Raw genomic sequence first — 9,729 nt, forward strand, 5'->3', positions numbered from 1 at the left:
ATTTTACAAGCATAACACGAAATACGAGATGTTCGTTGTTTTGAGTGTTTTTCTGAGGTGTGCTCTTCCTATCGGGGGGGTTTAACCCAGGGGCCGCGGCGACCTCGAGGCCCGCCGTCCCGTCGCCGCACCGCCCCAACCCCGCGCGCCGCGGCCCCCCCCACGGGTTGCGCGCCTCGGCGGTGACGATCCGCAGGCCCAGCGGCCCGGCGAGCGCGTCGAGTGTGCCCTCGCCACCGTCGGCGACCGGCAGCCGGATCGCCGTACTCCCGGATTCCTCGATACCCCCGGCGACCGCCTCGGCGACCTCGGCGGCGGTGAAAGTGCCCTTGAAACTGTCGGGGGCGACGAGAACGGTCATGGTCGCCGACTCTATATTCCGGTGTCCATCCCGCCGGGTTCACGGGGCGGAATGCGGGCCACACCGGGGCCGGACCGGGAGACCTCATAACGTACGAAAGCCGCGGGGCTCCGGAGAGACCCGCGGCTTGTCGTACACGCACGTATCAGGCCTTGGACTTCACGCCCCGCTCGACGCGGTCACCCAGATCCTTGTCGACGTTGCGCCAGTACTCGAACGCCCGGTGCAGCACCGGTTCGCTCACCCCGTCGAGCAGATGACCGACGATATTGTTCACCAGGCGTTCGCGGGCCGCGTCGTCGAGCACCTCCCGCACCATCGTGCCGGCCTGGCCGAAATCGTCGTCCTCGGCGTGCAGGGTGTAGGCGGACCGGACCATGGCGCCGTCGGACTGCCAGCCCGCCGGTTCGCCGTAGCGATCCGTGTCCGGGCGGGCGCCGCCCTTCGAATTGGGTGTGTAGACCGGATCGGTCACCGGCTGGACGCGCATCGCGCCGTCCTTGCTGTAGCTGTGGACCGGCACATGCGGCGCGTTCACCGGTATCTGCTGATAGTTCGCACCCAGCCGGGCCCGGTGGGCGTCGGCGTAGGAGAAGACCCGGCCCAGCAGCATCTTGTCCGGGCTCAGCCCGATACCCGGCACCAGGTTGTTGGGCTGGAACGCCGCCTGCTCGATCTGGGTGTGATTATCGGTGGCATTGCGGTCCAGCGTCATCCGGCCGACCTCGATCAGCGGATAGTCCCCGTGCGGCCACACCTTGGTGAGGTCGAACGCGTTGAACCGGTAGTTCTCGGCATCGTGGAACGGCATGATCTGCATGTAGAGCGTCCAGCTGGGGTGATCGCCCCGGTCGATCGCCTGAAACAGATCTCGCATGTGGTAATCGCTGTCGGCGCCGGCGAGCCGGTCGGCCTCCTCCTGGGTGAGGAAGTCGATGCCCTGATCGGTCTTGAAATGATATTTGACCCAGAACTTCTGCCCCTCGGCATTGACCCACATGTAGGTGTGGCTGGAGTAGCCGTTCATATGCCGCCAGGTCTTCGGGATGCCACGATCGCCCATCAGCCAGGTGACCTGGTGCGCCGACTCCGGGGACAGTGTCCAGAAATCCCACTGCATATCGTGATCGCGCAGGTTGTTGTCGGCCCGCCGCTTCTGCGAGCGGATGAAGTTCTGGAACTTCAGCGGGTCGCGGACGAAGAAGACCGGCGTGTTGTTGCCGACCATGTCGTAGTTGCCCTCGGTCGTATAGAACTTCAGGGCGAACCCGCGCGGATCGCGCCAGGTGTCGGGGCTGCCCCGCTCCCCGGCGACGGTGGAGAACCGGGCGACCATCTCGGTTTTCGCCCCCGGCTGGAAGAGCGCCGCCTTGGTGTAGGCGCTGACGTCGTTGGTGACCTCGAAGCGGCCGAACGCGCCACTGCCCTTCGCATGCGGCTGGCGTTCCGGGATCCGCTCCCGGTTGAACTGGGCCATCTGCTCGATCAGATAGTGATCCTGGAGCAGGATGGGGCCGTCGGGGCCGACAGTGAGTGAATGCTCGTCACTTTCGACCGGGATACCGGCGTCGGTGGTCAGGATATCGGGCTTCTCGCTGGTCATGCTCGCGGCGTCTCCTTCCGAGCGTTCGTACCGGCACCGCGGCGCGGTGCCGGCGATCGGACGGACGGCCGGATCGAGCGCGAGGAAAGAGCTGGTTCATAGCCGTCCACACACTGGCAGTACCCAGCTTGTCATCCGGTACTCGGGTTGGGAAGGTCCGATTCGCGCCGCCGATACACGCACAGCTCAGGGGGTATTTTCGGCCCGATTCGGGCGCCGGGGCGGCCCCTGCGGCAGGCGGCCGCCCCGGTTCGGCTCAGCTCGGCAGCAGTAGCGCCGAGGCCCGGTCGGCGATGGCGTCGCCGATATCGGTGGTGGTGGCGGTACCGCCCAGATCGGGGGTGTGGGGCCCGCCGGAACCCAGCACGTCGGTGACCGCCCGGTCGACGGCCGCCGCCGCCGAATGCTCGCCCAGGTGGTCGAGCAGCATGGCGCCCGCCAGGATCTGCGCCACCGGGTTGGCGATGCCCTGGCCCGCGATATCGGGGGCACTGCCGTGCACCGCTTCGAACATGGAGGGCGCGTCGCGCTCCGGGTTGATATTGCCCGACGGCGCCAACCCCAGCCCGCCGGTGACGGCGGCGGCCAGATCGGAGAGGATATCGCCGAACAGGTTCGAGCCGACGATCACATCGAGCCGGTCCGGATGCAGCACGATCTCGGCGGCGAGCGCGTCCACATGCATCTGCCGGGTCTCGACCGCCGGATATTCGGCGGCGATCCGTTCGAAGATCTCGTCCCAATAGGGCATCGAATGGATCAGCCCGTTCGATTTGGTCGCCGAACACAACCGGCCCGCCCGTTCGGAGGCGCGTTCGAAGGCGTAGCGGATGATCCGTTCGCAACCGACCCGGGTGAAGATCGATTCCTGCAGCACGAACTCGTCGGGCCGGCCCGGATTGTGTTTACCACCGATCTCGGAGTACTCGCCCTCGGAGTTCTCCCGCACGATCAGCAGATCGAGATCGTCGGCGCCGCGATCCCGCAGCGCCGAGGTGGTGCCGGGCAGCAGCCGCACCGGGCGCAGATTGACGTACTGCCCGAACGCGCGCCGTAGCGGGATCAGCAGGCCCCACAGCGAGATATGGTCCGGCACGCCCGGAAACCCGACGGCTCCGAGCAGGATCGCGTCGAAACCGGCGAGGCGTTCGGGACCGTCGGCGGGCATCATGGAACCGGTACGCAGGTAGTTCTCGCAGGACCAGTCGAATTCGGTCCATTCGATACCGGGCAGTACCCGGTCGAGAACCTTCACCGCCTCCGCCGTCACGTCGACGCCGATACCGTCGCCGGGAATGGTCGCGATCCGATAAGAACTCACAGGGTCACTCCGATGTATTTGATCTCGAGGAATTCGTCGATTCCGACCAGGCCGCCCTCGCGGCCGAGACCGGATTCCTTCACCCCGCCGAACGGCGCGGCCGGGTTGGACACCACCCCCTGATTCAGTCCGACCATGCCGGTGTCGAGGGCTTCGCACACCCGCAGCCCGCGGCGCAGGCTCTCGGTGTACACGTAACCCACCAGACCATAGGGGGTGTCGTTGGCGCGGTCGAGGGCCTCGGCCTCGGTGTCGAACGCGGTGATACCGGCGACCGGGCCGAAGACCTCGGTATGGCAGATCCGCGCGGTGTCGGGGACATCGACCAGGACGGTGGCGGGATAAAAGTTGCCGGGACCGCTCAGCGGTTCGCCGCCGACCAGGGCGCGGGCGCCGCGTTCCCGGGCGTCGGCGACGAGATCGGTCACCTTGGCCACCGCGTCCTCGTCGATCAGCGGTCCGACCACCACACCGGGTTCGGTGCCGCGTCCCATGGGCAGTTCGCCCATCCGGGCGGCGAGCCGCCGCGCGAACTCCTCGAGCACACCGCGCTGGACGAAGAACCGGTTGGCCGCGGTGCAGGCCTGGCCGATATTGCGCATCTTGGCCGCCATGGCGCCGTCGACGGCCGCGTCCAGGTCGGCATCGTCGAAAACGATGAAGGGGGCGTTGCCGCCGAGTTCCATCGAGGTACGCATCACGGTCCGCGCGCACTGCTCGAGCAGGATCTTGCCCACCGCGGTGGAACCGGTGAACGACAGTTTGCGCGAGCGCGGATCGTGGATCAGCGGCGTCATCACGGCACCGGGGTCGGAGGTGGTGACCACGTTCACCACTCCGGCGGGTGCGCCGGCCCGCTCCAGGATCTCGGCGAGGGCCAGCGTGCACAGGGGAGTCTGTTCGGCGGGTTTGACCACGCTGGTGCAGCCGGCGGCCAGGGCGGGGCCGATCTTGCGGGCACCCATGGCCATCGGGAAGTTCCAGGGGGTGATCAGCAGGCTGGGGCCGACCGGCTGTTTGGTGACCAGGAAGCGGGATCCGCCACCGGGCGCGGGCATATATCCGCCGTCGAGCCGCACGGCCTCCTCGGCGAACCACCGGAAGAATTCGGCGGCGTAGACGATCTCACCGCGCGCCTCGGCGAGGGGTTTGCCCATTTCGAGGGTGGCGATGAGCGCCAGCCGGTCGGCCTCCTCGAGGAGCAGCCGGTGGGTGCGCATCAGGACATCGCTGCGTTCCCGGGGCGCGGTGGCGGCCCAGCCGGCCTGCGCCGCCGCGGCGGCGTCGAGCGCGGCGAGGGCCTCGTCGGGGGTGGCGTCGGCGACCGAGCGCAGGGTCAGGCCGGTGGCGGGGTCGAGTACCGGCATCGTGGCGGCGGTGTCCTGCCAGCGCCCGCCGATGTAGAGCCCGGTGGGTACGGAATCGATGGCGGCGCGTTCCGCGGCGGTGAGTGTGTCTTCGGTGAGCATGGCGGCTGCTCCTCCCAGTCGGCGGCCGGTCGTGCCCGGACCCTGATTGTCGACAATCCTACAATAGGGTGGTCTACCCGCCGGGGATGCGCAAGGGTCTCGCCGGATCGGGTCGATCCGGGCAGTTCACCGGTGGTGCCGCGAGTGTGGTCGGTGTCCGGGGTTGTTACCGGCGCCTCGGAGGTGACCGAGTGGATTCCCGTGAGCGGGAAGTCTGGTAATCGCGGCAGAGTCATATCTTTAGTGCTGTTAACTATTCCGTTGCCGGGAGGTGACCTGATGCTTGCGGTCGCGGCACAGACTGCTCACGAACGGATCGGATGTAGAGAGTGTGGTCTCCGGGATGGTCGCGGACAGCGGAGTGAATAGTTCTCGTCGGCACCGGGATCTACCGGACGAACACGGCCGGTTCGGGAGGTTCGGCGGCAGATATGTGCCCGAGGGTCTGATGGCGGCACTGCTCGCACTCGAGGTCGCCTACGATCGCGCCCGCGTCGATCCCGCGTTCACCCGGGAATTGCGCGATCTGCTGCGAACCCGGGTCGGCAGGCCGACGCTGCTGCATCAGGCGCCGCGCTTCGCGGCCGGGCTGGCCACTCCGGGCGTGAAGGTCTACCTGAAGCGGGAGGATACGGCGCATACGGGTTCGCACAAGATCAACAATGCGATCGGGCAGGGCCTCCTGGCCCGGCGGATGGGTAAGCGCCGCGTCGTCGCCGAGACCGGTGCCGGACAGCACGGCGTCGCGGTCGCCACGGTATGCGCCATGTTCGGGCTGAGCTGCACCATCTATATGGGCGCCGCCGATATGGCGCGCCAGCAGCACAATGTGATCCGGATGGGCCTGCTGGGCGCCGAGATCCGGGCGGTGGACGCCGGGAACGCGCGCCTCAAGGAGGCGATCAGCGAATCCGTACGCGACTGGGTCACCAATCTGGATTCCACCCACTACCTGTTCGGGACCGCCGCCGGACCGGCACCCTATCCGAGGATCGTGCGGGATTTCCAGACGATCATCGGCGTCGAGGCGCGGGCCCAGATCCTGACCGCCGAGGGCGGGCTCCCCGACTATGTACTCGCCTGCGTGGGCGGCGGAAGCAACGCGGTGGGCGCGTTCCACCCGTTCGCCGACGACCCCGGTGTCCGCCTGCTCGGCGTGGAGGCCGCGGGACGCGGCGTCGATACCGGCGACCACGCGGCCTCGCTGAGCGCCGGCCGCCCGGGCGAGATCGACGGCAGTTTCAGTTATCTCCTGCAGGACGACGACGGCCAGATCGCCGGAACGCACAGTGTCGCCGCCGGTCTGGACTATCCGGGCGTGGGCCCCGAGCTCAGCCATCTGAAGGAGACCGGCCGCGTGGTCTGCGCCACCGCCACCGACACCACCGCGCTGCGCGGTCTGCGGACGCTGAGCCACAGCGAGGGCATCATCGCGGCGCTGGAATCGGCCCACGCCGTGGGCCATCTACTGGAGCTCGACGACCGGCGCGAACTCGCGGACGGTTCGGTGGTGCTGGTGTGCCTGTCCGGCCGCGGGGACAAGGATCTCGAGGTCGCCGCGCGCCGCGCGGAGATGAGCTGAGCGGCCCGGCCATGACTCCGGTCACATCGGAGAAGTCGCCGATGGCGTCCGATCCGGGCGGTGAGCGGCCGATTCGGCCCGTGTCCTGGAATACCGGGGCCGGAAAACCGATTGATCCGGTGCGAGCCGCCGGGAAAAACTGACCCGTCGCCGATGAGCGCGGCGAGGTGGCCTCGTCTGTCCTCATATGGCCTCGGGGCACGGCCGCCGCCGCTCGCTCCCGCGCCCAAGCCGCTCGTTCGACCCCCGGAGGTAGCCGATGTCCGCTCGATCATCCGTTCCGAGAACCGGTGGTGGCACTCCGGTGGTGGTCCGGCTGCTGGTGTTCGCCACCTTCGTGGTGATTCTGAACGAAACCATCATGATCAACGCGATTCCGCGGCTGATGCACGATCTGGAGGTCACCGAACGGGCCGCCCAGTGGGTGTCCACGGCGTTCATGCTCACCATGGCCGCCGTCATCCCGGTGACCGGCTGGTTCCTGCAACGGGTCACCACCCGGCGGGCGTACGCGCTGGCCATGAGCGTCTTCCTCGCCGGTACCGCGCTGTCCGCGGTGGCGCCCTCCTTCGCGGTCCTGCTGATCGGGCGCATCGTTCAGGCGGGTGGCACCGCGGTGATGATGCCGCTGCTGATGACCACCCTGATGACGGTGGTGCCCGAACGCGACCGCGGCCGGGTCATGGGCACTGTGACACTCGCGATCTCGGTGGCTCCCGCCATGGGGCCGGTGATCTCCGGCCTCGTCCTGCAGGTGGCATCGTGGCGCTGGCTGTTCGTGCTGGTACTGCCCATCGCCGGGGCGGTCACCTGGTTCGGGCTGCGGCGGCTGGAGAATGTCGGCGAGCCCGAGACCGGCACCATCGACTGGTTCAGTGTGGTTTTCGCGGCCCTCGGTTTCGGCAGCCTGGTCTACGGCCTGAGTCGTTTCGAAACCGGCAGCGCCGCCGTACCGGTGCTCATCACCGTGGCCGGGATCGCGCTCATCGGCCTGTTCGTGGCGCGGCAGCTGTGGCTGCAGCGTCACGGCACCCCACTGCTGGATCTGCGGATCCTGCGTTCGGGCACCTATACCAAGGGCCTGATCCTGATGGCCGTCGCGTTCCTGGCGATGCTCGGCTCGATGATGCTGCTCCCGCTGTATCTGCAGAACCTGCGCGAGTTGTCGCCGCTGGAGACCGGCCTGCTGGTGATGCCCGGCGGGCTGGCGATGGGGCTGCTGGGGCCGCTGGTCGGCCGGGTGTACGACCGGCTCGGCGGCCGGATCCTGGTGATCCCGGGTGCGATCGGAATCACCGCCGCGCTGGCCGGTTTCACGCAGATCGCGATCGCCACACCCTACTGGCAGCTGCTGGCTCTGCACATTCTGCTGATGGTGTCGCTGGCGGCGGCGTTCACGCCGGTGTTCACCCTCGCGCTGGGGGCGTTGCCGGAGGATCTGTACTCGCACGGCAGCTCGATGCTGGGCACCCTGCAGCAGGTCGCCGCCGCTCTGGGTACCGCGCTGGTGGTGACGGTGATGGCCACCCGCAGCAGTGCGCTGACAGCCGCCGGTACCGATCCGGTGACCGCGCAGCTGGACGGTATGCGGCTGGCCTTCGCGGTCTCGGCGGCCTTGGCGCTGGTCGTGGTGGTCACCGCCGTGCTGCTGCCGAATCGCTCGACCGCGCCGGAGGTCGCGGCCGAATCCGGCGAATCCGAGAAGGCGCTCGTCGAGGCCTGATCCGCCGTTCCGGCCGTTTTCGGCATCGGCAGACATTATTCTCGCGGCGAGAGCCGGGCGAGTAGTGACGGAGATGGCCATGGGCATTCTGGACGGTAAGGTCGCGTTCATCACGGGGGCGGCCCGGGGTCAGGGAAGATCCCACGCGCTGCGGCTGGCCGCGGAAGGCGCCGATATCGTCGCGATCGACACCACGACCGAGGCGAAAACGGTGCCCTATCCGCTGGCGTCCGCCGCGGACCTGGCCGAGACCGTACAGCTCGTCGAGGCGGCCGGCCGCCGGATCGTGGCCCGCGACGCCGATGTCCGGGATCTCCAGGCCCTGGCCGCCGCCGCGGAGGCGGGGGCGGGGGAGTTCGGCCGGCTCGATATCGTCGTCGCGAACGCGGGAATCTCCAGTCCCGCACCGGCCCTCGCGATGAGCGAGGACGCCTGGAACGAGATGATCGATATCAATCTCACCGGAGTGTGGAAAACCCTCAAGGCCGCCGTCCCGCATATCGCCGCCGGCGGGCGGGGCGGTTCGGTCGTCATCACCAGTTCGGTCGCCGCCATGGTCGCCAATCACGGTCTCGCGCACTACGCGGCGGCCAAGGCCGGTCTGGTGGGCCTGATGAAGGTGCTGGCCAAAGAACTGGCACCGCAGAGTATCCGGGTCAATTCGATCCACCCGGGCACGGTCGGCACCCCGATGGTCTACAACGAATCCACCTACCGGCTGTTCCGCCCGGATCTGGAGAATCCCGGCCGCGCCGATTTCGAGGCGGTGGCCGCCGAGATGAACGGGCTGCCGGTGGGCGCACTGGACCCCGGCGAGATCTCGAACACGGTGCTGTTCCTGGTTTCCGACGCCGCGAAGTACATCACCGGCACCACACACGTCATCGACGCGGGGACCGCGCTGTAGGGGTGTGCGAACCCGAATGCCGGGTACCCGCCCCCCACACGGCGGTCGCCCCCGCCTCGGACCCGGCCGGGCTCGCCGCCGCGAGCATCCGCGGCCGGTGCGGGATGAGGGTGCCGCCGGCAGCAGTGTTCCCGGACGAAAGAGCAGGTGATCTCATGTCGGACAGGAGTTCTCGGAAGCTGCGTGGGGCGGTGGCGGTGCTGTGCGGGGCGGCGGCCGTCGCGGTATCCCCGTCGGCCGTGGCCGATACCGGGGTGGCGCCGGTGGTCCGGCTCGACGTGCTCGGTGAACCGGCCACCGCGTCGGCCGCCGCGGTACCCACCGGATGCAGCCTCATGCTGGAGGCGCAGGTGACCCTGCCCGACGGCAGCCCCGTGGAGAAGGGCACCGTGCAGTTCTTCAACCGGCTGCCGGGCGGCGGCGATGTGCTTCTCGGTGAGGCACCGGTGCGCAACGGTACGGCCACCGTGCTGTGGACCCCGGAGGCGATCGGCAGCAACGGGCTCACCGCCGGCTACTCCAACGGGTTGCCCGATATCCTGCCCATCTCGCAGGGGGTCCAGGTGACGGCGCGGCCGGGTCCGCGGCTCGGCACCCTCTGCCTCTGACACCGGTCGCGGCGCGGGACCGGTGCCCGGCGGCCCGGGTCCCGCCCACGGACCGCGCGGCGTAGATTCTGCGCTATGACGAGGGAAGAGGGCGCGGTGCCGGGAAATCACCAGCCGCTGCTGGTGCTGGGCAAGATCACCGAGATCCTCGACGC

8 protein-coding genes are annotated in these 9,729 nt (G+C 68.5%); 4 read left to right on the plus strand and 4 right to left on the minus strand.

Going from position 1 to position 9,729, the window contains the following annotated elements:
• From ACWDU1_RS23465 to ACWDU1_RS23480, 4 genes are all read right to left on the minus strand, one after another.
• A partial coding sequence (locus ACWDU1_RS23465; RefSeq protein WP_450001557.1) for a glycerate kinase occupies positions 1-361 on the minus strand: 361 nt, incomplete at its 3' end.
• Between the two features lie 145 nt (positions 362-506).
• Complete coding sequence (locus tag ACWDU1_RS23470; RefSeq protein WP_450001559.1) at positions 507-1,964, minus strand: catalase; 1,458 nt, start codon at positions 1,962-1,964, stop codon at positions 507-509.
• Positions 1,965-2,220: 256 nt separating this feature from the next.
• Positions 2,221-3,285: a tartrate dehydrogenase gene (locus ACWDU1_RS23475; protein WP_450001561.1), complete on the minus strand. Its 1,065-nt coding sequence runs from the start codon at positions 3,283-3,285 to the stop codon at positions 2,221-2,223.
• Positions 3,282-4,754 carry an NAD-dependent succinate-semialdehyde dehydrogenase gene (locus ACWDU1_RS23480; protein ID WP_450001563.1) on the minus strand — a complete coding sequence of 491 codons (1,473 nt, stop codon included), beginning with the start codon at positions 4,752-4,754 and terminating at the stop codon, positions 3,282-3,284. The genes ACWDU1_RS23475 and ACWDU1_RS23480 overlap by 4 nt, the downstream gene beginning before the upstream one ends.
• 343 nt (positions 4,755-5,097) lie before the next feature.
• Between ACWDU1_RS23480 and trpB the strand changes: the two genes are divergently transcribed.
• From trpB to ACWDU1_RS23500, 4 genes are all read left to right on the plus strand, one after another.
• The gene (trpB, locus tag ACWDU1_RS23485) at positions 5,098-6,336 is read left to right on the plus strand and encodes a tryptophan synthase subunit beta (RefSeq protein WP_450001565.1); all 1,239 of its coding nucleotides are present in this window, start codon (positions 5,098-5,100) and stop codon (positions 6,334-6,336) included.
• 259 nt (positions 6,337-6,595) lie between these two features.
• Positions 6,596-8,059 (plus strand): MDR family MFS transporter, encoded by a 1,464-nt coding sequence (locus tag ACWDU1_RS23490; protein WP_450001566.1) that lies wholly within the window; start codon positions 6,596-6,598, stop codon positions 8,057-8,059.
• 79 nt (positions 8,060-8,138) lie between these two features.
• A complete protein-coding gene (locus tag ACWDU1_RS23495; protein WP_450001568.1) occupies positions 8,139-8,966 on the plus strand; it encodes a mycofactocin-coupled SDR family oxidoreductase in 828 nt (275 codons plus the stop codon).
• Between the two features lie 155 nt (positions 8,967-9,121).
• Positions 9,122-9,574, plus strand: coding sequence for an Ig-like domain repeat protein (locus ACWDU1_RS23500; protein WP_450001569.1), 453 nt, complete (start codon positions 9,122-9,124; stop codon positions 9,572-9,574).
• The last annotated feature ends 155 nt before the right edge of the window (positions 9,575-9,729 follow it).

It is taken from the genome of Nocardia sp. NPDC003345 (assembly GCF_053589395.1).